This is a genomic window from Shewanella psychrophila, assembly GCF_002005305.1.
In the GTDB taxonomy this organism is placed as follows: Bacteria; Pseudomonadota; Gammaproteobacteria; order Enterobacterales; family Shewanellaceae; genus Shewanella; species Shewanella psychrophila.
In genome coordinates, this window is record NZ_CP014782.1 from 4,594,003 (window position 1) to 4,616,450 (window position 22,448).

Here is a 22,448-nt window from a genome sequence, read left to right on the forward strand (position 1 = left end):
GTGTAATACCAACTTCATTAAATAAGCTTATATACAATCACTTATAACACAGTCAAGGCTGATAACGTATTTTACGCTCACAAAAAAGCCACCGTCAATTCGCAATAACGGTGGCTTAAAATCCAAATATTTGCTGAGGAAGAGGGTTACTCTTCGCCTGCAGGCACTTTCTTAACGAAGCAAGTTAGAATAACGATACGGGTACCGCTAACGCGCCCTTCGATGTGCTCAGGATTGTTTGTCAGCGAGATACCACGGACCGTAGTACCACGCTTTGCGGTAAAGGTGGTGCCTTTAACGTTAAGATCTTTAATGATCACCACGTTATCACCAGCTTCGAGAATAGCGCCGTTACTGTCTTTATGAGGGATAAAATCTTCATCAACCTCTTCGATGCCGGCTTCGCCCCATGCCAGCATGTCGTCATCGAGATAGAGCATATCCAGTAAATCACGCGCCCATGCTTCTTCATTCAGCTGCTTAAGCATACGGTAAGCCATCACTTGAACGGCTGGAACTTGGCTCCACATGCTGTCATTGAGACAACGCCAGTGATTCATGTCTATGGTGCTGCGATCTTGGATTTGACCAGTACAAGTGTCACAGATCATGATACGCGCATCGCCGTATCCTTTTGAGTCCGGAAGCTCATAGGACGCTAGCTTTGACTCGCTAGCACACAGTTCACACTTGCTGTCGCAGCGCTTTAATAGTTCTCTAGTCATCTCGATCTCTTAAATCAAACATATACACAATAATGGGCGGCACTATAGCACAGAGTCCCAAAGTGAAAAAGTGAGTGAGGTCGATGCTTAGAGGCTACGCATATTCTTAGCGGCATCGACTACAAACTGACTCAAGATATACGCTATTTGACGCTGTAGCCTTTAGCTTCGAGACAAGCCGAGCTAGCCTTATAGTAATTATCAGTACCCTGAGTATTAGCAAGCTGAGTTTGCTGATCTGCGGCCGCTTGTGCCTGAGCCTGTTGTTGAACCGCTTGTTGCTGCGCTTGTGCTTGTTGCTCAGCAGCTTGAGTATTTGAACGTCTGCTCTGACGGCGTCCAGCAACGGCACCTACAGCAGCACCTGTTGCCGCCGCATCGCTGCGGTCATCATCCCCTACCTCGGCAATGATGGCCCCAGCCGCCGCACCAGCCATGGCGCCGCGCATTCCCGACCCTCTATCAGATCCCTGCTCTACTGGCTGTGAAGGCGTTATCGGTGCTGTATATGCTACGACTTGAGCGACCTGAGGGTTTTCAGGATCAAAACCCGTCTCCTCAATAGCCCAGACATGACAGCTCTGCTTATCAAGGTTCTGTTGCTCCTTACTTTGGCCATTTTCAGGAAAGATATACTGCTCCGCGTTAATTGCCGTAGAAAAACAAAGTGCAAAGCCTGAGAGTGCTAATGCTGAAAGCATCATTGACGATGTACGTAAAATATATTTCATAAGGGGTTCCATATAAAAGAGAAAGCTCATGACAACAAAAAATGAACCTGAAAATGAAACGTCGAAGTCAACGCCTGTATAGTTATTACAGTCTGTAAAGCGCTCAAACTGTTATAGGGGATGAGCCGCACAAAGCTTGCCGCTCATCAGATAGGAGAGATAATAGACAGAAACAAGGAAGACAAAAACAGCAACAAAAGAAACAAAGGGTTCCACATACCAGAACTAAGGCAGACAGGCTAGGCTCTTCGGCTAGATTAGGAATCGTGTTGCAGCAGGGAGCGTTGCACTTGGCATATCAGAATTTTCAAGTTCAGCAACGGCGAAATCGATAAAACGGCGTACAACTAGCGGCATAAATTGATTGCTACGGTACATAATCCAACTGTGTAGTTGATACACTACTATTTCTTCACATAGGGGGATCAATTTATTGTGACTCACCAGTAACTCACCTAAATGGACAGGCAGTGCAGCGATACCTAAACCAGACACACATGCATCAATCAAGACTTGTACATCATTAGTCACTAATACAGTGTCGAGCTTCTTAGGATCAAAATCAGGCTCTAAACTATGCTTAAATATTTTTCCATTTGGCAGGCGAGTTTGAATATACTTGTGCCCATCAAGCTGTGAAAGCTGCTTAGGTACCTGCCCCTCCTCAAAAAAGGAAGGTGCAGCATAGAGTTTTATTTTAGCGGTTTTAATTCGTCTGGCTATCAAACTACTATCTTCAAGCTCTTCACCAAAACTAAATCCGATATCAATATGCTGTTGAGAGAGGTTAAGTTCCTCATTAGTAGTGATCAACTCCGCCTTAACTTTGGGGTATTTAGCCATAAATTGATAAACGGTATTAGCCAGCAACAGTGAATGGGCATTAGCGACCATCTGTACTCTTAATTCGCCAGAAACCTCCTTGGTAGGCTCAGCCAGATCAATTAAGGTTTGCTCAAGCTCTGCCAACAAAGATTTAGATTTTTGATAAAAGACCTGCCCCTGCTCAGTTAAGCGCATTGATTTAGGCTCACGAGTGAAGAGTTTGGCACCAATCTCTAACTCCAGCGCTTTGATTCGGCGACTAATATTCGACTTAGCAAGATCTAAGGTATCCGAAGTTTTGATTAGACTGCCGCTCTCTACGACTTGTTGAAACAACTTAATATCTTCTGTTTTCAAACTCCCGCCTGATCTCATCATGCAGAAACACTAGAGGGCTTACGTTACTTCATGTTCCTAAAAACTGACAGTTAAATTTAATGTGTTCTGTATTATGAAACACTCTAACTAAGGAGTCGTATCTATGTATTAGAGACAAAAAACGCAGCCAATCGCTGCGTTTTATAGGACTAATCATACAAAAAGGGATCACTTTCCAATAATCTCTCCTTTAAGTGAATAGGCAATCATCAAGAGCTCCTGCTTTTCCTGCTCCCCAACCTCGTTCTTATCCAGAGCAACCATGATGTCATCTATTACAGCCAGGTATTCGACCTCGTTGATATTCATGCATCGATGGGCTTCTGGCATAGATTTTCCCGTGTAGTCTTGTGGACCACCAGTGCCGGCACACAAAAATTCGGTCACCACCTTGATCACCCGATCTCTGTCACTGTCTTGATAACGACTGGCCACTGTTGGGTTTGTCGCATGGGTATCGAATATATCCGCCGCTATCCCTGCGATTTTTTGCTCCCCTCCAAGACGTTCATAAAGACTCATAACATACCTCGTATCCTTTAAACTTAAAGACCCATTAAGTCTAGTAGAAACGAATATGAGTGGGCAAAAACTCTTAGTGTTTTATGATTGCAGCGGAATATCTGACGACAATTAGTCATCATAAATAAGCTAACTCAAAATAACGGGATTATTCATCAATACTGATTCAATGAACGGGTCTAGTTTATCCAAAACGGGAAAGAAAACTTAAGGTCCAGTTCACTCACCTAGCTCCAAGATCTCGCTTCGGTAAATATCAACCGACCCATCGGCAACGATGCCTATGCGGTTATCTGAATAAACGTTTATCTCAATATCTTGAAGTTGCTGGCCGTTTTCATCGTATATATTGGTGATCGTGATCGATGAGTTGGGTTTTCTAGTGAGAATGAGCATAGAACCTCCATGTCCGAATATAACTCCCTGAGCAATACACTCACTAGGTTTAGCAATGAAGTTAACTTTTAGCAAATTGAGAGTTGGCAAAATGAATCAAGTTGCATAATAAAATTCCATTTTTTATATTTTAGCTTGATAAAAAGATTCTGAGTAACAATTAATTAAACGAAGCAGCCGTGAAACCCTAAAGGCAATACCCTCGCCATCAGATCCTCAGGTAACCTAGTCCCAGTCACAATGCTTACTACATTCGATGATAATGAGCTCTTGATGGCTAGTATCACCCATGGCGCCAATGGCTTCCTACTGAAAGATGTCTCATTAGATAAGTTAATCTCCGCCATAACTAAGGTTGCTAGCGGCGGCTACCTGATAGAGGCCAATATTCTGCAACAGCTATCGAACAGTCATCAAGAACAGCTCACCGTAGGAAGCCTAAGCGAAATAAAAATAACTAGCCGTGAATCAGAGATCCTCACCCTGATGGCCGGAGGTTTTTCCAATAAAGAAATAGCCGCGGCGGTTTTCCTCGCCGAAGGCACAGTAAAAAATCACATCTCCAACATCTTACTCAAACTCGAAAGCAGAGATCGCACCCAAGCCGTATTAAAAGCCCTACGGCTCGCCCTAATATAGCCCCCCTTTTAATAGGCCATCCATAATAAATCTATGCTAAAAGTAGTATTGCACTTCTACTTTGAACAAGGGAGTATCAAAAGCCTGCCAGTTAAGATGGATGTCTGATTAAGAGGGGCGTATAAGTGCTGGCGATAGCCAAGATAAACGTATGAGTTATGTTGCAGTGTTAACTTGTGATAACTTATTTGAGAGTGTCTGTACTCTCTTTTCACAGAGCCATCACCCCTCACAAGGACAAGTTATGCCAGAGGAAATAAAAAAAATCTTAGTGCTGTTCGCCCATCCATCTCAGGAACGTTCCGAAGTCAACAAGCTGCTGTTCAAGGCCAGTCAAGAACACAGTGATGTCACCACCATCGACCTTTACCGTGAATACCCGACTTTTCACATCAATATTGATAGAGAGCAACAGCGTTTACTCGACCACGATGTGATCATTTTTCTATTTCCTCTACATTGGTACTCAACGCCCGCTATCCTGAAACAATGGCAAGATCTGGTGCTCGAATATGGATTCGCCTATGGCGCAGGTGGCACGGCGTTAAAGGGCAAAACCTTTTTCTGTGCCACCACGGCCGGCGGCAATGAAAAAGCCTATCAGGATGATGGCTATAATCACTTCACCATTCGAGAACTGCTATGTCCCATAGAGCAAACCGCCAACTTAACCGGTATGCACTATTTGGCTCCCTTCGTGCTTTTTAGCAGCCGTAATGCCAACGAAGAGGGAAGAATTCCCGGCCACATTGACACATTTAATACTTTGCTAACCTCATTAGCCGCAAACACTCTGGATTTGTCTCACGCCGCCTCCTTGCCCGTACTTAATCAGGCATTTACGCAAGAGACACAAGAAACACACTAGCCTAAGGACAAGGTAACTCATTTATGACAGCGTATTTTATTCAAGCCTTTATCTACCTCTGCGCCGCCGTGATTGCCGTGCCTCTGGCCAAACGCCTAGGGCTCGGCTCTGTGCTGGGTTATCTCATTGCTGGTGTGGTGATAGGTCCCATAGTCGGTCTGGTCGGCAGCGAAACTAACACATTGCAGCATTTCGCCGAATTCGGCGTGGTGATGATGCTCTTCTTAGTGGGTCTCGAGCTCGAGCCGCGCATGCTGTGGGATATGCGTAATAAACTCATGGGGCTTGGCGGACTACAAGTAGGTGTAACTACGGCGGTTATCATGGCCGTTGGGATCTACTTTGGCCTAGGCTGGAGTGTCGCCTTCACGGTTGGTCTCATCTTCGCCCTGTCATCCACCGCTATCGTGCTACAAACGTTCAGCGAGAAAAATCTCTCCAAGACTGAAGGGGGTAAGAATGCCTTTTCGGTGCTGCTGTTTCAGGATATTGCCGTGATCCCCATGCTGGCACTTATCCCATTGCTTGCGCTGCCGGAGCTGGTGGAAAAAGCTCAGGCCCTCGTTGGCCAAGCCGCCGAGCACCATGAGGAGCTATCACTGGTCGCAGGACTTCCAGGCTGGGCCTACGGCATAACAGTATTGCTCGCCATCGCTGCGGTCGTCGTTGGCGGCCACTATCTGAGCCGCCCACTGTTTCGCTACGTCGCTAGCTCAGGATTGAGAGAGATATTCACCGCCACCGCACTTATGTTAGTCATAGGCATCGCGGCCCTGATGAGCTTAGTCGGCCTCTCTCCTGCTCTTGGTACCTTTTTAGCCGGTGTCGTGCTGGCAAACAGCGAGTTCCGCCACGAGCTAGAGTCCAATATCGAACCCTTCAAGGGACTATTACTAGGATTATTTTTTATCACAGTGGGCGCTGGCATCGACTTTGGTGTGCTCGCCAGTAACGTAGGCCCTGTCCTCGGCATCACCGCCGGCGTTATGTTGATCAAAGCCGCAGTATTGTTCTTGCTTGCCATGATATTTAGGATAAAGAATAGCGACCGCTGGCTATTTGCTTTGAGCCTGGCTCAAGCCGGTGAGTTTGGCTTCGTACTCCTGAGCTACACGGTACAAAATCATGTTATTCCTGCAGAACTCGCCCAGATGCTCTCCCTGGTCGTCGCCCTGTCCATGTTCCTCACTCCAGGCTTGTTTATCTTGTTCGACAAGGTGATTTTACCCAGATATGAAGTGAATGAAAACAAACCCGAAGCCGATGAGATCACCGAAAAAGGCGCAGTAATAATCGCCGGTGTGGGCCGTTTTGGTCAGATGGTCAATCGTTTCCTTGTCGCCAATAAAATCAAGACAGTGGTGCTGGATCAATCTGTCGATCAGGTGGCAAACTTAAGAAAAATCAATGTCAAAAGCTTCTACGGAGACGCCACCCAGCCGGATCTACTCCACACAGCAGGCATAGAGGATGCCAGCATGTTGGTCATAGCCATAGACAACAATGAGCGCGCAGTGGAACTGACCAAATACATCAAGCACACCTATCCTAAGGTGATGATTTTTGCCCGCGCCTTCGATAGAGGGCATCACTTCGAGCTTAAGCATGCGGGCGCCGATTTCATCGTCAGCGAAACCTATCACTCGGCACTGGAGCTAGGCAAAGAGGCATTGATTGCCTTAGGAGTGCACCCCTTCAAGGCTGAGCAGAAGAAGGCCACTTTGCGTGAACTCGAGCTTTGCTATAAAGACTCACTCTATGAGATGTGGAAGAAAAACAGTGAAGACAGTAAGTACAGTACACACTTCAGAGAGCTGTTTATCGAGTTAGAAACAGCCATAGCAAAAGCGATGAAAAGTGAACATCTGGATGAACAAGCCAGAGTTGAGCGTGGCTGGACCCCGCCCCCTAAAGATTACGAAAAACGTATGAATAAGAACGAGGAATGAGATTCTAGGTTCTAGGAACTTAAGCCTTGTGCTATCCCTCCACTATCATCCCACACAGCCAAGGTGACCGACTAACCGGTCACCTTAAGCCGTTCCGATAGAAAGTCCACGAATACCTTAACCCGGTTCACCGCCTTACTCTCCTTGCTGTAAACCGCGAAAATACCGTTATCGAACGTGGTGGATGTCACCTCAAAATCCGGCAGCAGCTGTATCAATGCACCCGACTCTATTTCTGATTGTATGCCCCATACAGGCTGGATGATGATCCCCGCGCCATCGAGGGCACACTGTTTCAAAATATCGGCATTATTACTGGTCAGCACGCTGTCTTTCAGTGGAATACGATAAGATCTGCCCTGCTTTCTCAGGGTCCAGCTGTGATAGGGAGTTGAGAAGTTGAATGACAACATGGCATGGTCTCGCAGATCTTCGGGCTTGGTCACCTTTGCATGTCTGGCCAGGTAATCGGGAGAAGCCGCCATGGCAAAACTGTGGGGGCCCAATCGCCTGGCAATAAGGTTAGAGTCTTTGAGTCGGCTCAGTCGCACCGCCACATCAAATCCCTCCTCCACCAACTTGGTCATGCCATCATCGCACTGCATCACCACCCTGAGATCCGGATACATGGCGAGAAACTCAGGTAACAGGGGAGCTAGGTGCAGCTGACTGAACCACCAGGGCACAGATACTTTCAATGTTCCATGGGGACTGACACTGTCGGCGCTGAGCTCGGCAGCCAAACTTTCCATCTCCATGATCAAACCGCTGGCACGCCCATAGAGTATCTCCCCCGCGGGTGAAAGCTGAACGTGCCGTGTGGTACGAGTAAACAGAGACACATTCAACTGGCTCTCCAGCTGAGCAATCTGACGCGACACCGATGAATTCGCCATATTGAGCTTTCGAGCCGCCTTAGCGAAGCTGCTGGCCTCGGCAACAGCCATAAAACTTCTTAGATTAGGGAGTTTATCCAGCATATTATTTCGATTATTCGAATAGTTATTTCGAAGTTTAGTTATTTTTCAGCATCAATAGAAGACTTATATTAGCCCAATAACAGAGTAATCAAGGCTAACTTATGAAATATCCCGCACTATTTGACACCACAACACTAGGCTCACTCACCTTAGAAAATCGCATCGTGCTACCGCCACTGACCCGGTCCCGCAGCAGTCAACCCGGTAACATAGCCAACGAACTGATGGCGCAATATTACAGTCAAAGAGCAGGCGCTGGCTTTATGATCACCGAAGGTACTCAGATAGAGCCCAGAGGCCAGGGGTATGCCTGGACTCCTGGTATTCACTCCCCCGAGCAAGTCGAAGGCTGGCGTAAGGTGACCCAAGCCATACATGATCGAGGCAAGGTTATTTTCGCCCAGCTCTGGCATGTGGGCCGAGTGTCCCATACGAGTTTACAGCCGGGAAATGCCGCGCCAATTGCCCCCTCTGCGGGTAAGGCTGACACGGTCAGCGTATTTATCGAAACAGGGCCTGGAGAAGGGGCATTAGCAGAGCCTTCTCATGCCCGCGCACTCACCACTCTCGAGGTTAAGGAGCTGGTTCAGCTCTACAAACAGGCCGCAATCAACGCCAAAGAGGCAGGATTTGATGGCATAGAGATCCACAGTGCCAATGGTTATCTGGTAAACCAGTTTATCTCAGACAAGAGTAACTTCAGGGAAGATGAATACGGCGGTTCGTTAGAGAATCGACTCCGTTTCTTGAAGGAGATTGTCGAGGCCGTTACCCAAGTTTTCAGCCCAGAGAGAGTCGGAGTACGTTTCGCGCCAATGTTCGAGACCACACAAGAAGATCGTATCTATCTTGGCCTGTTAGAAGATGATCCCCATACCACCTATGTAACGGCAATCAAGATGCTGGAACAAGCTAGATTAGGTTATCTGTCTCTTGCCGAAGCCGACTGGGACAATGCACCTGAGCTTCCCGACAGTTTCAGGCTGGCGGTCAGAGATAGCTTTTCCGGACTCATCATCTACGCTGGACGCTACACACCTGAGCGTGGTCAAAGAGTGTTGGAGAAGAACTGGGGTGACTTGATTGCCTTCGGTCGTCCCTTCATCGCCAACCCGGACTTGCCTGAGCGGATCCGCCATGATCTTCCCCTTAATGCTGTAGATCCTATCACCATGTATGGCGGCACTGAGTTGGGTTACACCGATTACCCGACTCTAGATGGAGCTATTGTGTAACCGCATTCTTGTCGTCTCTGAATGTTAATAACTGAGCTTGGTGTCTTAAAAACTAAACTCAGTTTACTTCTAACATGGAAGGCTCCACTTCGCCGTCCACATGGAAGGCTCCACTTCGCCGTCCATAAGAGAAAACTCCCTATCGGCCTGAGTTAAGTATTCTTGCATCAGGCCATCAGATCTCATGGTTTTTAGCACCTCAGCGATTAATCCCGCCAGCTTGTTATGGCGCTTGTGCAGATAACCAAAATTATCAAAAGTCTCTAGTCTACCGACCATGTTAATCTTGGCATCACTAAACTCATCACGTTTTAATATGGGAATAATTCTAAATTCGGCACCGATATATATGTCTATCCTATCGTGTATGAGGCGTTTCAACCCATGTAGAGGATAGGTGGCGATGGTCAATTTATCGGAAGGCACCAGCGCCGACAAACGTTTCTCTGTGATGAAAATCCCACGACGATACTCGACTCGATAAGACGTATCCTTGAGATCGGTCCAGCTAGTCAGTTTGATATCGGCGCGATGGGAGAAAGCACTGAAATGAGTCGAGACAATTGGCTCTTCGATACGAACCAGATTATTAAACTTTTCACCATAATCGGCGACCCTTGCCGCTTCACCATCGACCCTGCCAGAATTGGCCATCATACTTGCCCGCGACGGTGGATAGACCTTGTAGTGAAAAGGAATATTCAGTCGCCTGAACACTTCGATATAGATAAGTTCAACCCATCTGAAGTTAACGTCAGACTTAGGGTCGCCGATAAAGGCCAAGGTCATGCCTTCATTAGTGACTCCGACATCATTTTCAACACCTCTTTCAACATCGGCTTCGGTGTCTCTTTTTAGATCTGAGTTCGCTTCAGTCCGAGGAGCTTCTATCGCATCAGCCATCGCATTTGTCATCACAGGCGTAATCCCGCCAAAGAGTATGACGTTTAAAAAAAGTAGTCTTGCGCATGTCGACATCACCACACCCACTGCAGTACAGTCACTGGTCCATGGCTTAACTATAGCCGCTGGTGTTTAAGCGTATTAAAATATGAATCAAGTTATATGAAAAAGGCCTAACCAATACGGCTAAGCCTTATATTCTAGTCATCATTACCACGCGAGGTAATGAGCTGTATCGCAAGCAACTTCACTATACTCGAACAAAACCCTTATAAGGTTGAGTTAGATAAGCTCAAACATATCCAAGTGTATGGCACAGTATTCGAAGGTAAGCTGTTTCCGATTAAGCATAAGGAGCCGGTTGCCCACCTGTCAGTCTTATATAACTTGTTAGCCTAAATGCAAAAAAGCCATCTAGATGATGGCTTTCTTCTTACCTTTAGTCCTTAGAGAGGAGCGTTATACTAGCTTCATCTCTTGTACCAGCTCATGAGCTATTTCTGCAGCATTGTTGCTTACAGGCTTTCTGAGCATAAGAAGCCGGTTGCCCACGTGTCAGTCTTATATAACTTGTTAGCCTAAATGCAAAAAAGCCATCTAGATGATGGCTTTCTTCTTACCTTTAGTCCTAGAGAGGAGCGTTATACTAGCTTCATCTCTTGTACCAGCTCATGAGCTATTTCAGGCGTAGTACTTACTGGTTTCTCATGCTTATCTGCTTTTAGCTGACCCTTACGGTGCTTGAGCGCTGCCTCGAGCTTCTTCTTGGCAATCGCAATAGCCGGATACATGACATCTTTTGTCCCCGATGCAGAGATTCGACTACCTTCATAATTAGTGCGCAGCTCAACCTGAAACTCGCCATGCTCTTTAGAGATGGTGACATCTAACGAGATGAGTGTCGGGAAATGAGTGGCTATCTTGGAAAACTTTTCGTTCAAATGTTCTTTGATTGAATCTGTAACATCTACGTGGTGACCAGAAAGATTTATTTTCATAGGTTTTCCTTTTAAGAATTACTTCAATAATAGAACTGGGGTCTCAGAATGAAAACTCAAGGGTTCATATAAAACTTTTTCGGCTTTTACATTTTCCACTGACTTTCATTTGAGGATTGGCTCACTCATCAAGCCCCGGGCTCTATATCCACTCTAACAATTGCCATAACAATTACCATTCCAGATTAAGAACCGATTATGATGAAAGTGACGCTGAGCGGCGATTACGGCCAACTAACTATGCGTTCATGTATGCTTGGTGTCTCATCATTTTCAATTCCAAACTAGCTGTCTTAATATTTACTCCTGATGCGAAACAAATGCAAGCCTCGGTTATATTCAATGTCTAAAATAAAGACAAAACTAAGATAAACGTCATAAAAATAGACAAAACGTTGATATTTTTATCACTCGAAAGACTGATAATTAACCAGCAGAGATTAAGCATAAACCATACGCGCTCCCAGTGATGATTAATTTTTATTCACACCGAATCATTTCCGTCACCTGCAACAAAAATGAGAAGCAGTTCCCACAATGTAAATTTACATGTAAATGAGAATGAAAATAGTTACCAGATTTATCCTCCTGATGTAAAATCGTGCCCACCACTTTGATGTACCTGTTTAATAACAGGATAAAACGGACTGCCAAGTAGTGACTCACTCTCACGTTACCAAGTTAACTTTTATGGAAAAAGTTAGTTTATATCGCCCCAAGCATGGCGCACTGATCTCCAGAGTACTGGCTGCGATATTTGGCGGTTATCTGGTTGCGGCCAATGTATGTGGCTTTATTGCTGCTTTACTGCCACTTCCAGCTGTTGATGCGACTTTAGTGGCAACCATGCTTGCATTCGCTATCTACGCCGTCAGTGGGATGCGAGCTTTTAGTTTACAGTCGCCAATGCGAGCCTGTTTAGAGCCTTTAATCATGAGTGCTTGCCTATACGCAGCGACTCAAATGATGAGTTAACACCAGTAACAGGCTTATTCAAATAATAAAAATAACACTCATTTACCACATTAACTTACGACTTTGTTAGTCACATGACCGAAGCAAGGTTAAATGCGTTTTTATCGTTTTAGGTAACCTAATGAAAGATTCTTTTTTTCGCTCCATGACCTGGCTCCATACTTGGGTCGGCCTGCTAGTCTGCTGGGTACTTCTCATCGTCTTCTTTGCTGGCAGCATGAGTTATTTCCGTCACGAGATATCACTGTGGACGAAACCTGAGTTACATTCTGGGACATTTCAGCACTACCAAGCTAGTGAACTCAGCAAACAGTTAGCTTCAGGGCAAGCATTCTTAAACGAACATGCCGATAATGTCAGAGACTGGCGTATCTACCTGCCAACTGAGCGCAGACCCTATCTTAGTTATGGCTGGCAAACTCAGCCAGAAACCGGACAACGCCGCGGTGAGTTTCATGAATTGATCGTTAAACCCGATAGTGAGGAGATGATTAGTGAAGTACGTGAGTCTAAAGGCGGTAACTTTTTCTATCGGTTACATTTTGACCTTCATTATATGCCAGCCAAATTTGCCCGTTGGATAGTAGGCTTCTGTACCATGTTTATGCTTATCGCCTTAATCAGCGGGATAGTGATCCATAAGCGTATCTTTAAGGACTTCTTCAGTTTCAGGCGCAATAAGGGCAGTCGTTCCTGGCTTGATGCCCACAATGTCAGCTCTGTAATGGCACTCCCCTATCACTTGATGATCACCTATACCGGTCTTATCACCTTGATGTTTATGTATATGCCTTGGGGTGTATTGACGAATTACGACGGCGATAACCGTGCCTTTCGTGCTGAGTTAAACCCATCCAGGGTGCAAACCAAGCCTAGCGGGCTAGATGCAGAACTTATTTCTGCATCTAGCTTATTACCACAAGTAAAACGTTACTGGGGAGAAGCACCAATCAAACAAGTGGTGATTACTGCGCCCCATGACAGCAATAGCCGTATCAGCTTCTATAGAAACAATGAACAACTTGTCACCGACAAACGCACTCAAATCGTGTTTAGTGGAGTCACAGGCGAGCTAATTACCATGTCACCTTTGGAAGAGTCTGCGACTCATGCAACTTACGACACCTTAATGTCATTACATACGGCTAGATTTGCCGACTTTAGCCTACGCGCATTCTTCTTTTTCTGTGGTTTGCTAGGATGCGCCATGATAGCGACAGGTGCACTACTCTGGGCGGTAAAGATACGCCAAAAGCAGCTAAAACAGATTAAACAAGGTGAACCAGTGAGTCTCGGTCTGCGATTAGTAGAAGGGCTAAACCTTACCTTTATTGCTGGACTCCCCTTAGCGACATCGGTTTTCTTTTACGCCAACCGCATACTGCCCTCAGGCATACCAAATAGAGCACAATGGGAAGTCGATTGCTTCTTTTTCACCCTAGCTCTAGTGGGACTAATAGCCTGCTTTAACCGTACACTGGCTAGTTGGCGTTTAGTCCTCGCCCTTGGCGCTTTTGGCTTTATGACCATACCTCTACTCAACGCCTTAACTTCTCCAAGCAATATTATCGATAATATTGTCAGCGGGCAGTGGACCTTAGTGGGTTTCGACCTCTTATCTTTCTTCTTAGGCTTAGGTTTATTTTTTGTCGTCAAAAGACTTAATGCTTCAAGTAAGCCAATGCCTGCGGCAACCAAGAAAAATACAGCGGAGTCTCAGAGAAAAAGCAGGGATAGAGAAAATCCTCTTACAACTAAAGTGAAGGGAGGAGCCCAATAATGATCTCTAATCTAATGATATTGAGTATATTGTGGATCAGTTATATCGCATTTGGCTGCTTAGCATTGGCCATGTTCTCTAATTTCAGGAGCACCTTCAAAAAAGCTCCTACAGCCGGACAAAGCAGGTGCTTATATTGGACTGGTTGGTTGATGCTTGGCTTAAGCTATTACTTGAGTGTCGCCAAACAAGGCATGGTTTATGGCAGTATATTCTTTACCGGGATAATTGCTGTCGCTGGGTTATTAGTAATACTCACCCTAAGTTACCGTGCTAAGTCTCTGCCCATTTTTATGGCCACGGGACTAATACCAATTGTATTAGTATGTGATCAATTCAGAGCTATCCCAGGGCTTTCAATTTAAGGCGCATTGTCGAAGAAATGGTTATTCCCTTTTAAGATAATGCTACGCATAAGTGATGGTGTTCAGCCATCATTCAGGTTAATTATTGTACAATCTGTGCCTATTCACAAAATAGTGAGACAGATATGCAAGTTAATTCAACTAATCAGTATGCCACAAGCGCATCCGCCGTTATTCAACCAGCCTCGAATCGAGTATCAACGGCTGCATATCAGGCCGAAGTTGTCGCAGCTAAACCTCTGCCAAATATCACTGATTCAATCACGCTTTCAGCACAGGCAATGGCCCTATCCAAGCAGCCACAAACGCCTTTAAATGAAGCCATACCGATAACACCCACTCGGCCTACTCTGCCTAATTCTGGTGACAATTCAAATGTTCATCAAGGAGACAAAGTAGACGAGTATATTGAGTACCGTAAGGCTGTGGCCCAATATCAGATATATTCTGATATGGAAAGCATAGCGACAGGTAACGGCAATGGTATGTCACCAGCGACAGCTTATTACCTGTCGAATAACGATGGTGCACGTGAGGCCGTAGCGGACTCCATGGTTCAGCAGGAAGAAATCTCAATTATGCAAACCTATGTAGAGACGACTCAGAGCATAAATGAGCAGGCCTAATACTTTATTGGTGGCTCCAACGGTTACAGTTAAAGGGCTATCTTTGAAAGGCTATAATAGATAATGGGAATTCAAGCTTAGTCAGTGTCTCCTACCTGACACTTTTGCTTTTTTCCTCATTCCCTCCTCCCTGCCCCCCTCATGTCTCGCCTAACTTCCTCCAGACCTTTACGACCCCAAACGCCATAAAAACCAATTGGTAAACATTGTAATTATGCTAATCTGCTGACATTACAACTAATAACACCTAGGAAATTAATATGGCTTTCACCTTGAAAGTGGACTGGGAATCAGATAACCGCCCCATAGCCGACGGAGATTTTTGTCGTGATCACAGGATCCACTTTGGCAGCGGCCAAATAATACAAGCATCATCGGCTCCAGAATACAAAGGCTGCGATACCAAGATAAACCCTGAAGAGCAGCTACTGGGAGCCCTTAGCTCATGTCATATGCTGACTTTTCTTACTATCGCTCACCTTAAACGACTAAAGGTTTTGAGCTATAAGGATACCGCGACAGCTGAACTGGGAAAAAATGAGATGGGAAAAATCGCCATCACAAAAATCATATTGAAACCTGTCGTTATCTTCGATAACGGCTTGGAAGTAAATCTTGAAGTATTAGCTAAAATTCATGAAAAAGCCCATGCGAACTGCTTTATTGCCAACAGTTTATCTGCCGAGATTGAAGTCCTCTACTGAATATTAAAAAGCCCCAATGAAAGGGGCTAATAAGATGTGCATAATGAGACGAATGCTAACCTCATACTTGCTATCTTGTCATCACAGCTCAGGGGCATCTTCACTGACAGTACTTGGCTCATTGTCTATCCAGGCAATAAACAATTTATAGCCCAGCCCCATCACTACCGCGCCAACAAACAAGCCGACAATTCCCGACATCATCATGCCACCGATCGCACCTAGTAAAATAACAAGCATAGGAATATCGACACCACGGCCCATCAACATAGGCTTAAGAAAGGCATCACTTGCACTGACTAGGATGGCCCACACCATAAACATAATAGCGACCGACGAGCTTTCCACTGAAAAAACATACGCTATGATAGGAGCCAAAACTAATATTGGCGGAAGTTGCACTATGGCTAAAATCAGCACGGCTAACATCCAGATCCCGGTAGCAGGTACACCGACTAAACCCATGCCGATCCCGGAAAGAATTGACTGGATAAATGCAACGCCTATCACGCCTTGAACCACACTACGAACAGTGGCAACCGACAAGGCTGAAAACTCTGCCCCATAAGAGCCTGCAAGTCTAATCGCTACCTTGTGGCACACTTCGCTGGCTCCTTTAGTATTGGTAATAAATACACCACCAATAATAATGGAGATAACAAACTGCAATATCGTCATGCCGAAACCACCTAAGGCTGCGGCGCCTTTAGCGGCAAAACTTTTAATTTCTTCGCGGTAAGTTTTAATGACATTATCTAAGTTAGTCGATGATTTATCCCAGAAGCTATACAACTTATCGCCAATCAAAGGCAAATCGGCAACGGACTCTTTAGGAGGAGGAATGACGAAAGTCCCCTCCTGAATCTCCCCAATAAAGTCTTGGGTACCGCTGACCAGAGCACCTGAAAACAGAAATGCCGGGATCAGTAGTAAGGCTAAAGACAACACTGTCACCAAGGCACTGGATCGTCCTAAACTCAATCCACTTTTCTTCGATAGTTTCGCGACTAAGGGAAACAGAGTTATCGCGATTATCCCCCCCCAGACAATGGGCATAATGAAAGGTTTTATAATCTCGAAACACCAGATCACCACCATAAAAATCACGGCGATTTTTATGGCAGCATCTACGGCATGTTTAGTGAACCAATGTGGACTATCGCTATTTTGAGCACTCATGTTAGCTCCAATAATTTTATTCGGGGTGTTAATAAAAAGTAGCACTGAATTTAAAACTATATTAAAGAAGGATGACTATCAATAAGCTAGGTGAAATAAGAATTATCCCTCTTTCTCAATAAAATCATCGCTGAAATCTGTCTCCCAATACTTATAAGCTTGGACTGTTGCTTGGGCCGCCGCCCCCATCAAGTTGACCTGATAGGTTTTCACCCCTTTTACATCCACCGATTGATTGGCTGAGGCTTGATCGCCACTTCCTTCATACTCGGCACTGGCCTCCGCCTGAGCCTGACCTTCGAACCCCGCCTCCTTAAAACGATTCAAGGCATCATGATTCATAAATACCTGTACAAAGGCCACCTGCTTCCAGCCTATACCAGCACCGACCCCACCCGTTGCAAAACGGTAATATGAAATGGATCCCTTTTCATTAAGTACACACACTCCGCCCCCTGTTGAGAGCGCGAAAAGATAGCTGTTACTGCCTGTACAAGTCACAAAAGCCACCGAATTAGCCACCGCTGTTTTCGCTCCTTTATGCTCAGAGTAAACTTCTTGCAGCGCCGCATTGGTTTCTTTACGCGCATTGGATTTTTTAGATTCAGGGGTATTACCAGTCGCACACCCCACTAATATCAGCGGAGTAACGATAGTGGCAGCTTTAACTAAACGAGTAAGATTAAATGTCATAATGCACCTTATATAACGGATTGAAAAATGTGCGAAATATACTGCATCATGCACATATGTATTTTAGAATGTTAGCCTGCGGTTAATACTGGCCCTGGCATCTAAAAATAGTTACCACTTCATGTCAGTCAGGGGGAGCACTCACTATTTTTCAGGAATAAATAACATCTCAATGATTACCTTATTAAGGCTCGGTACTCCCTAATAACCTTTCTAACACTCTTCCACCAGCCAAACATTACGGCCCCGAAAAAGGAAAAAAACACCAGTTCCCCCCACATCACTCCCGCAAATAAGGCGGTTAACGTGCCAGAAAGTACCCAGAGGATAGAGAATATAATGATGATAATAGCCAGTCCCATGACGCCTCCGACAGATAAGATAGAACGAGTATAAATTGATGCTATCTGACTTAGTTACCTTTTGATGCCAAGTAACTGAGTTGTATTTAGCTAAGAGATGATGGTTTCTCATGCAATTGAAATCTATAGGTTTTTACGATATGCACGTGGCGAGTGCCCCGTCATTCGTTTAAAAGCCCTAGAAAAATGGGCAACATCAGAATAACCCAATGTCGATGAGATACGGGTAACTGGTATCGTTCTATCTAACACCAAGTCAATCGCTTGTGCTTGTATCAGCTCTTCAACAATCTCCGAATAGCTCACCTTTTCAGCGGCTAACCGACGCTGTAACGTTCTTACACTCATATTAAGTACGATAGCCGCTTGAGTAATAGGTAGGCGCCCAATACTGATGTAGGGAATGATAGCTTTCCTGAAAGTCGCTAAAAAAGCCGAAGGGGCAACAGCTGGAACTTGGTGTTTCTTTTGGCTCCAGCCAAGCTTATGCTTCACTTTCTGCTCAAGCTCCGCATCCGTTAAGCATATAGCGCAAACAGAGCGTTCAGTGTAAAACTGGGCTCGTTTGAGTAAAAGTGCGTCTTTAAGAGCTTGGGGATGATTATATCGCATCACTACATCTGTAGGCGCCCAATCACTGCGAGTAAGACCACGAATAAGTTCCACCATAAAGATCAGTGCGAACTGTTCAGCAAGGTGATGGCTGTGCTCTAAGCTCTGCCTTCTGTCGCGGATAAACCAGTTCTTTCCTGCTAAATGACGAAGTTGAATATGAGTGTGGGTTGTTTCGGTGTGCACAAAATCAATGAAAGTATGAAGCGCGTCCTTTAATGTAGAGTCTTGTTTTATTCGAGCTATATACCTTGGAATAAATACATTTCTGCAAGCATACCAGATTAACTCTCCATACTTCTTTTGTCCTGCTTTTTCAAAAATGAGCTCAAGCAGATTAATCACCGGCGCCTCAGGGACAAAGTCATACTCTGTTTCTAATATATTCTCAGGTAGCCCAGCCATAGAAATCAGCGGATAGATATCTCTGTCTAACGTTCTTAATAGATTAACAAGCGTAGCGGTATATTCAGCGTTGAAAAGAGGAACAATCTGAGCTGAACTGGTAGGTGGCATTTAGCGCTCCATTGACTCCAAGGACGATGCATTTTAGCCAGCGATAAGGCTAAACTTAAGATGTTATAGATTAAAACTCATAAGATAGTGTCAGCATGGGTCCATGAAAGCCATAATGAATATTGGTAGTAGTATAATCACCATCGATATCGGCGGACACTTTGTAATATTTATAAGATAAGTCTGCAGCAAACTTACCTTCGAAGTTATATTCGATTCCCCCACTGAGATCGATCAACTCACCCTTTATATTATCTATTTTTATATAAAAATACTGAGCGTGGCCAGTAATACTCCAGCTATCGGTAAACTGATAATGAGCCAGTAAACCAATATCCGGCAACGGCGCTGTCACATCGGTAAACACCACAGTATCGGGAGCGATATCTATGATACTGCAATTTTCATCCAAACAAGCCCCTATCTCACCTTCAAAGCCAAGTTCTAACCACATAACATGTAAACCGGCGGTAAAAATGAGATCCCATGTCTCATCCTTATAAAAATCATAGCCATAACCTATGCGAGCGATATCGACATTAAAGGTTGTGGTGATTTCAGCGCCCAGTTGAATCGAATAAGTCTCATCAATATCCGGATCGGGATGGTCAAACTCGTAGGGTACTGTGATATTAGTATTAGTTGCATCGCGATGAAGTCGTTTCCAATCGAAATAAATACCATGCTGGGCATTGAACCAATAAGCCAGTTCGAGGAAAGGGAGAAATTCACTTTCCACCAGCTCTAAATCTGTTTCGAAATCGAGTTCAAATTGTTTATCGGTCAGCGGACTGGTGACATCCATACCAGTGTCAGAATTAGAGTAAAAACCACCTACTGCTATCTTGAAACGGCTATCATCGGCAACAACTACAGGTGATAAAGCAAGGGTCCCGACAACCAACAAGGGCATCCATGTCTGATTGAATTTCGTGTTGAGCGCCATATCCTCACCTCTCAATTTTCCTTAAAAATGTCCAATTTCTGCTTTCAAGAAAAAAAGAAGCAAAAACCATGTAGAGACCAACCATCATCAGCTGCAAGATCCGCATATAGAAGTTTTCAGCCACGCCCTTGTCAGTCGAAGACGCCGTAGAGCCTACAACGACAATCAAGGCAGAGAAAATACCGGCATACAAGGGCGCCTTTGTCGGATCTTCATATATCTTTTTCGCAAATAGTATCGCCGCTAAGCTGGCTAAAATGACATAAAAAGACAGCTCAGGAACCGTCACTAATAAATTATAGAAAACAATAGCCAGTAATCCACCTATACCATTGGTTAATAATAAAAACAGACTGACTTTAACGCTCTTCTCCCCTGCAGCTTGCAAGGATAAGATAGCGATAAAAATCATGGTAAGAAGCGCACCGGATATCTCAAGCAGATAGAAGAAACAGATAACAGGAAAGGCTAAGAGCAACGCCCGAAACGACTCATAGGCCCTATCTTCAGAAGATTGAGCCGGCATAGGATGTTGTTCTCTTTTCTCAGAAAGGTCTGGATACAGGGCGTGCATCAAGGCGAAGATGGCCACAGAGACCACACCTGAAAAACTCAGACCAACCCCGACCATAAGGGCGGCTCCCGGCTGTTGCAGCCCCAAATATGGCAACAACAAAATAGCGATAATGAGGACAGTGGCAAAGAAATTCCATTTAGGATCGCTAAATAGGTAATAGGCCCACATCATCACCATAGCAATTAAAGGTAACAGTACCAATGGATATTGAGTTGGCCCGAAACTCACCACCCAAGCGATAAATATGGTACAGATCATAGCAAGAAGTAATTCATACACTGTCTGTTTCGTTGGCTCCTGCCTATCGACAAAAAACTTGGCCACAAATACTGGTACAATAAACGCCAGTGGCCATGCAAAAGCCGCCGAGATAGCAATAGACAGGGCTATCCCTAAGGTAAAACGTAGCACCTTTCTGGTATAGACTTGCTCTTGGGTTGCGATAGCTTGACTATCGGACATAAGAGAACCAGCTAACTAAACGGATCCACGTCTTGCCAAACAAATTAAACAGGCCAGCGTCGGAAGTGTACACTAACACATCGGCTTGGCCGCCCACCCGTCTAAGGCCTTTAGTTTCTTCACCTGACATAATGATGGTGACCGGAAAACGCTGAGATTGGCGCAGCCAGCCACTCTGTCCCGAGACCTGAGCAAGTTTACCCGTCTGCTCACTCTGCCCCCAATCGACACCATAATCTATGTTACCCACTTTACCTTTAAATACCTTGCCAGGGGCATAGTCCAAAGCAAATTCGACCTCATCACCAGGCTTAATATTGCCAAGGCTGTTCTCTCTAAAGTAGGCTTCAATCCACACATCTTCCGATGAAATAAAAGTCATCAAGGGTTGACCAGCACTGGCGAATACGCCTTCCTTAAGACGAAAATTGGATGCACCACCATCGGTTGGTGCGCGGATTTCAGTTCTCTGTAAATTCAATTCAGCTTGTTGCAAAGCCAGTAATGCAGATTTCACATTGGTATTATTGTCACCTTCAGCACCTAGGCGTTCTTCTGCTTTAGCGAGATCGGCTTTTGCAGCGGCAACCCCAGTCTCAGCACTCGTTAGCTCAGCACGGGCATTATCGGCATCAGCCTGAGACATCACAGCCTTTTCGACCATAGCAAAGATTCGTTTTGACTGAACCTGAGCATTCTTGTAGTTAGCGATGGCGTTAGTCACCTTGGCTTGAGCCGCTGCAACATTGGCAGTTTGCGCCCCCATATTTTGCCCTGCTTGCTTAAGCTTTTGCTGTGCGGTTTCCAGGGCAATCTCATAATCAAGAGGATCAATCTTGGCAAGCAGAGCCCCTGCTTTCACTAAAGTATTGGGGGTGACCACAATATCAATAATCTCGCCAGAGACTTGAGGGCTAATCGGCACAACAAAGGCCCTGACACGGCCGAGATCTGTTGAAGGAATAAAGCGGTCGGCAATCAAGTGAAAAACAAACATCACCGTCGCCACTCCCAAAATGATGTTAGTCGCCTTGCGGATCTTATTCGTCTTAGCTCGACTGGCATCGACATTAGTATCTATTGAAGTCTGTGTGGGCTCTACTAGTTCTGGTGCAATATCAGTATCATTGCCTTCACGTTTCTCACTCATTTGTCTTACCTACCCATTCATCGACACATGTAAACAACTAGCCAAAAACTTAGCTTTAAATTTGTTTTTAATACTAAAAAACCAAAAATAACTCTAACAACCTTTTAACCTTAAAGACACAAAATTAATGTCGATGAGCAGTCTAACCTGCTCTATAACCGCCACTAAAACAGGATATGATTATCGATAGCAATTAGTTACCAGTTGATGCCAATTTATACCCATAGATATAAAGGTATGAGATAGATTTTTAACCAAAATCATCAATAAAAAAGCATTACGTTGAAATCAATTGAATGGTACTGATCAGTAAGAAGGGAATGAGAAAAGAAAAGCGGAAGCTATCAGCCTG

23 protein-coding genes and 1 pseudogene are annotated in these 22,448 nt (G+C 44.9%); 10 read left to right on the forward strand and 14 right to left on the reverse strand.

What is annotated here, in order from left to right:
* Nucleotides 1-146: 146 nt before the first annotated feature.
* The 5 genes from sps_RS19890 to sps_RS19910 form a co-directional block, all read right to left on the reverse strand.
* Nucleotides 147-725 carry a PhnA domain-containing protein gene (locus sps_RS19890; protein WP_077754085.1) on the reverse strand — a complete coding sequence of 193 codons (579 nt, stop codon included), beginning with the start codon at nucleotides 723-725 and terminating at the stop codon, nucleotides 147-149.
* Nucleotides 726-868: 143 nt separating this feature from the next.
* Nucleotides 869-1,456: a glycine zipper domain-containing protein gene (locus sps_RS19895; protein ID WP_077754086.1), complete on the reverse strand. Its 588-nt coding sequence runs from the start codon at nucleotides 1,454-1,456 to the stop codon at nucleotides 869-871.
* A gap of 252 nt (nucleotides 1,457-1,708) precedes the next feature.
* Nucleotides 1,709-2,638 carry a LysR family transcriptional regulator gene (locus sps_RS19900; RefSeq protein ID WP_169915855.1) on the reverse strand — a complete coding sequence of 310 codons (930 nt, stop codon included), beginning with the start codon at nucleotides 2,636-2,638 and terminating at the stop codon, nucleotides 1,709-1,711.
* Between the two features lie 189 nt (nucleotides 2,639-2,827).
* A complete protein-coding gene (locus tag sps_RS19905) occupies nucleotides 2,828-3,181 on the reverse strand; it encodes a group I truncated hemoglobin (RefSeq protein ID WP_077754088.1) in 354 nt (117 codons plus the stop codon).
* Between the two features lie 219 nt (nucleotides 3,182-3,400).
* Nucleotides 3,401-3,577 carry a carbon storage regulator gene (locus sps_RS19910; protein WP_077754089.1) on the reverse strand — a complete coding sequence of 59 codons (177 nt, stop codon included), beginning with the start codon at nucleotides 3,575-3,577 and terminating at the stop codon, nucleotides 3,401-3,403.
* A gap of 222 nt (nucleotides 3,578-3,799) precedes the next feature.
* Here sps_RS19910 and sps_RS19915 point away from each other — a divergent pair.
* The 3 genes and pseudogenes from sps_RS19915 to sps_RS19925 all read left to right on the forward strand — a co-directional run.
* A pseudogene (locus sps_RS19915) lies at nucleotides 3,800-4,216 on the forward strand (LuxR C-terminal-related transcriptional regulator); the annotation flags it as partial.
* Nucleotides 4,217-4,460: 244 nt separating this feature from the next.
* The gene (locus sps_RS19920; protein WP_077755782.1) at nucleotides 4,461-5,084 is read left to right on the forward strand and encodes an NAD(P)H-dependent oxidoreductase; all 624 of its coding nucleotides are present in this window, start codon (nucleotides 4,461-4,463) and stop codon (nucleotides 5,082-5,084) included.
* A gap of 23 nt (nucleotides 5,085-5,107) precedes the next feature.
* The gene (locus sps_RS19925) at nucleotides 5,108-7,033 is read left to right on the forward strand and encodes a monovalent cation:proton antiporter-2 (CPA2) family protein (RefSeq protein WP_077754091.1); all 1,926 of its coding nucleotides are present in this window, start codon (nucleotides 5,108-5,110) and stop codon (nucleotides 7,031-7,033) included.
* A 71-nt stretch (nucleotides 7,034-7,104) separates the two neighbouring features.
* Here sps_RS19925 and sps_RS19930 read toward each other — a convergent pair whose 3' ends face one another.
* Nucleotides 7,105-8,013: a LysR family transcriptional regulator gene (locus sps_RS19930; protein WP_077754092.1), complete on the reverse strand. Its 909-nt coding sequence runs from the start codon at nucleotides 8,011-8,013 to the stop codon at nucleotides 7,105-7,107.
* Between the two features lie 101 nt (nucleotides 8,014-8,114).
* Between sps_RS19930 and sps_RS19935 the strand changes: the two genes are divergently transcribed.
* On the forward strand, nucleotides 8,115-9,248 hold the full coding sequence (locus tag sps_RS19935) for an alkene reductase (protein WP_077754093.1): 1,134 nt from the start codon (nucleotides 8,115-8,117) through the stop codon (nucleotides 9,246-9,248).
* A gap of 69 nt (nucleotides 9,249-9,317) precedes the next feature.
* On the opposite strand, the gene sps_RS19940 is transcribed toward sps_RS19935, so the two are convergent.
* Entirely contained in the window at nucleotides 9,318-10,226 is a 909-nt protein-coding gene (locus sps_RS19940; protein WP_149027317.1) for a substrate-binding periplasmic protein, read from the reverse strand.
* A gap of 150 nt (nucleotides 10,227-10,376) precedes the next feature.
* Here sps_RS19940 and sps_RS28550 point away from each other — a divergent pair, with 150 nt between their 5' ends.
* Nucleotides 10,377-10,550: a hypothetical protein gene (locus tag sps_RS28550; protein ID WP_169915626.1), complete on the forward strand. Its 174-nt coding sequence runs from the start codon at nucleotides 10,377-10,379 to the stop codon at nucleotides 10,548-10,550.
* 242 nt (nucleotides 10,551-10,792) lie between these two features.
* Here the strand turns inward: sps_RS28550 and hpf are convergent, their stop codons facing one another.
* The gene (gene hpf / locus sps_RS19945) at nucleotides 10,793-11,149 is read right to left on the reverse strand and encodes a ribosome hibernation-promoting factor, HPF/YfiA family (protein ID WP_077754095.1); all 357 of its coding nucleotides are present in this window, start codon (nucleotides 11,147-11,149) and stop codon (nucleotides 10,793-10,795) included.
* Nucleotides 11,150-11,839: 690 nt separating this feature from the next.
* Here hpf and sps_RS19950 point away from each other — a divergent pair.
* The 5 genes from sps_RS19950 (at nucleotide 11,840) to sps_RS19970 (ending at nucleotide 15,599) form a co-directional block, all read left to right on the forward strand.
* The gene (locus tag sps_RS19950; protein WP_237157891.1) at nucleotides 11,840-12,124 is read left to right on the forward strand and encodes a hypothetical protein; all 285 of its coding nucleotides are present in this window, start codon (nucleotides 11,840-11,842) and stop codon (nucleotides 12,122-12,124) included.
* 121 nt (nucleotides 12,125-12,245) lie between these two features.
* Entirely contained in the window at nucleotides 12,246-13,904 is a 1,659-nt protein-coding gene (locus tag sps_RS19955; RefSeq protein ID WP_077754097.1) for a PepSY-associated TM helix domain-containing protein, read from the forward strand.
* Nucleotides 13,904-14,269, forward strand: a complete 366-nt coding sequence (locus sps_RS19960; RefSeq protein WP_169915857.1) for a DUF3325 domain-containing protein — start codon at nucleotides 13,904-13,906, stop codon at nucleotides 14,267-14,269. Before sps_RS19955 ends, sps_RS19960 begins: the two co-directional genes overlap by 1 nt.
* Before the next feature lie 125 nt (nucleotides 14,270-14,394).
* On the forward strand, nucleotides 14,395-14,895 hold the full coding sequence (locus sps_RS19965) for a hypothetical protein (RefSeq protein ID WP_077754099.1): 501 nt from the start codon (nucleotides 14,395-14,397) through the stop codon (nucleotides 14,893-14,895).
* 260 nt (nucleotides 14,896-15,155) lie between these two features.
* On the forward strand, nucleotides 15,156-15,599 hold the full coding sequence (locus tag sps_RS19970) for an OsmC family protein (RefSeq protein WP_077754100.1): 444 nt from the start codon (nucleotides 15,156-15,158) through the stop codon (nucleotides 15,597-15,599).
* Nucleotides 15,600-15,680: 81 nt separating this feature from the next.
* Here sps_RS19970 and sps_RS19975 read toward each other — a convergent pair whose 3' ends face one another.
* The 6 genes from sps_RS19975 to sps_RS20005 form a co-directional block, all read right to left on the reverse strand.
* Nucleotides 15,681-16,778, reverse strand: a complete 1,098-nt coding sequence (locus sps_RS19975) for an AI-2E family transporter (RefSeq protein WP_077754101.1) — start codon at nucleotides 16,776-16,778, stop codon at nucleotides 15,681-15,683.
* Nucleotides 16,779-16,880: 102 nt separating this feature from the next.
* Entirely contained in the window at nucleotides 16,881-17,471 is a 591-nt protein-coding gene (locus sps_RS19980; RefSeq protein ID WP_077754102.1) for a lipid-binding SYLF domain-containing protein, read from the reverse strand.
* A 485-nt stretch (nucleotides 17,472-17,956) separates the two neighbouring features.
* On the reverse strand, nucleotides 17,957-18,961 hold the full coding sequence (locus sps_RS19990; RefSeq protein WP_077754104.1) for a helix-turn-helix domain-containing protein: 1,005 nt from the start codon (nucleotides 18,959-18,961) through the stop codon (nucleotides 17,957-17,959).
* Between the two features lie 70 nt (nucleotides 18,962-19,031).
* Nucleotides 19,032-19,907 (reverse strand): outer membrane protein, encoded by an 876-nt coding sequence (locus tag sps_RS19995; RefSeq protein WP_077754105.1) that lies wholly within the window; start codon nucleotides 19,905-19,907, stop codon nucleotides 19,032-19,034.
* 4 nt (nucleotides 19,908-19,911) lie between these two features.
* Nucleotides 19,912-20,946 carry a DUF2955 domain-containing protein gene (locus sps_RS20000; protein ID WP_077754106.1) on the reverse strand — a complete coding sequence of 345 codons (1,035 nt, stop codon included), beginning with the start codon at nucleotides 20,944-20,946 and terminating at the stop codon, nucleotides 19,912-19,914.
* The gene (locus tag sps_RS20005; protein WP_077754107.1) at nucleotides 20,936-22,096 is read right to left on the reverse strand and encodes an HlyD family secretion protein; all 1,161 of its coding nucleotides are present in this window, start codon (nucleotides 22,094-22,096) and stop codon (nucleotides 20,936-20,938) included. The genes sps_RS20000 and sps_RS20005 overlap by 11 nt, the downstream gene beginning before the upstream one ends.
* Nucleotides 22,097-22,448: the final 352 nt, after the last annotated feature.

Coding starts and splice junctions, on each gene's coding strand:
- sps_RS19970 (WP_077754100.1), top strand. CDS start 15,156: ATGGCTTTCACCTTGAAAGTGGACTGGGAATCAGATAACCGCCCCATA.
- sps_RS19965 (WP_077754099.1), top strand. CDS start 14,395: ATGCAAGTTAATTCAACTAATCAGTATGCCACAAGCGCATCCGCCGTT.
- sps_RS19995 (WP_077754105.1), bottom strand. CDS start 19,907: ATGGCGCTCAACACGAAATTCAATCAGACATGGATGCCCTTGTTGGTT.
- sps_RS20005 (WP_077754107.1), bottom strand. CDS start 22,096: ATGAGTGAGAAACGTGAAGGCAATGATACTGATATTGCACCAGAACTA.
- sps_RS19955 (WP_077754097.1), top strand. CDS start 12,246: ATGAAAGATTCTTTTTTTCGCTCCATGACCTGGCTCCATACTTGGGTC.
- sps_RS19975 (WP_077754101.1), bottom strand. CDS start 16,778: ATGAGTGCTCAAAATAGCGATAGTCCACATTGGTTCACTAAACATGCC.
- sps_RS19935 (WP_077754093.1), top strand. CDS start 8,115: ATGAAATATCCCGCACTATTTGACACCACAACACTAGGCTCACTCACC.
- sps_RS19890 (WP_077754085.1), bottom strand. CDS start 725: ATGACTAGAGAACTATTAAAGCGCTGCGACAGCAAGTGTGAACTGTGT.
- sps_RS19960 (WP_169915857.1), top strand. CDS start 13,904: ATGATCTCTAATCTAATGATATTGAGTATATTGTGGATCAGTTATATC.
- sps_RS19910 (WP_077754089.1), bottom strand. CDS start 3,577: ATGCTCATTCTCACTAGAAAACCCAACTCATCGATCACGATCACCAAT.
- sps_RS19980 (WP_077754102.1), bottom strand. CDS start 17,471: ATGACATTTAATCTTACTCGTTTAGTTAAAGCTGCCACTATCGTTACT.
- sps_RS19930 (WP_077754092.1), bottom strand. CDS start 8,013: ATGCTGGATAAACTCCCTAATCTAAGAAGTTTTATGGCTGTTGCCGAG.
- hpf (WP_077754095.1), bottom strand. CDS start 11,149: ATGAAAATAAATCTTTCTGGTCACCACGTAGATGTTACAGATTCAATC.
- sps_RS28550 (WP_169915626.1), top strand. CDS start 10,377: ATGAGCTGTATCGCAAGCAACTTCACTATACTCGAACAAAACCCTTAT.
- sps_RS19925 (WP_077754091.1), top strand. CDS start 5,108: ATGACAGCGTATTTTATTCAAGCCTTTATCTACCTCTGCGCCGCCGTG.
- sps_RS19905 (WP_077754088.1), bottom strand. CDS start 3,181: ATGAGTCTTTATGAACGTCTTGGAGGGGAGCAAAAAATCGCAGGGATA.
- sps_RS19950 (WP_237157891.1), top strand. CDS start 11,840: ATGGAAAAAGTTAGTTTATATCGCCCCAAGCATGGCGCACTGATCTCC.
- sps_RS19990 (WP_077754104.1), bottom strand. CDS start 18,961: ATGCCACCTACCAGTTCAGCTCAGATTGTTCCTCTTTTCAACGCTGAA.
- sps_RS19940 (WP_149027317.1), bottom strand. CDS start 10,226: ATGTCGACATGCGCAAGACTACTTTTTTTAAACGTCATACTCTTTGGC.
- sps_RS19895 (WP_077754086.1), bottom strand. CDS start 1,456: ATGAAATATATTTTACGTACATCGTCAATGATGCTTTCAGCATTAGCA.
- sps_RS20000 (WP_077754106.1), bottom strand. CDS start 20,946: ATGTCCGATAGTCAAGCTATCGCAACCCAAGAGCAAGTCTATACCAGA.
- sps_RS19920 (WP_077755782.1), top strand. CDS start 4,461: ATGCCAGAGGAAATAAAAAAAATCTTAGTGCTGTTCGCCCATCCATCT.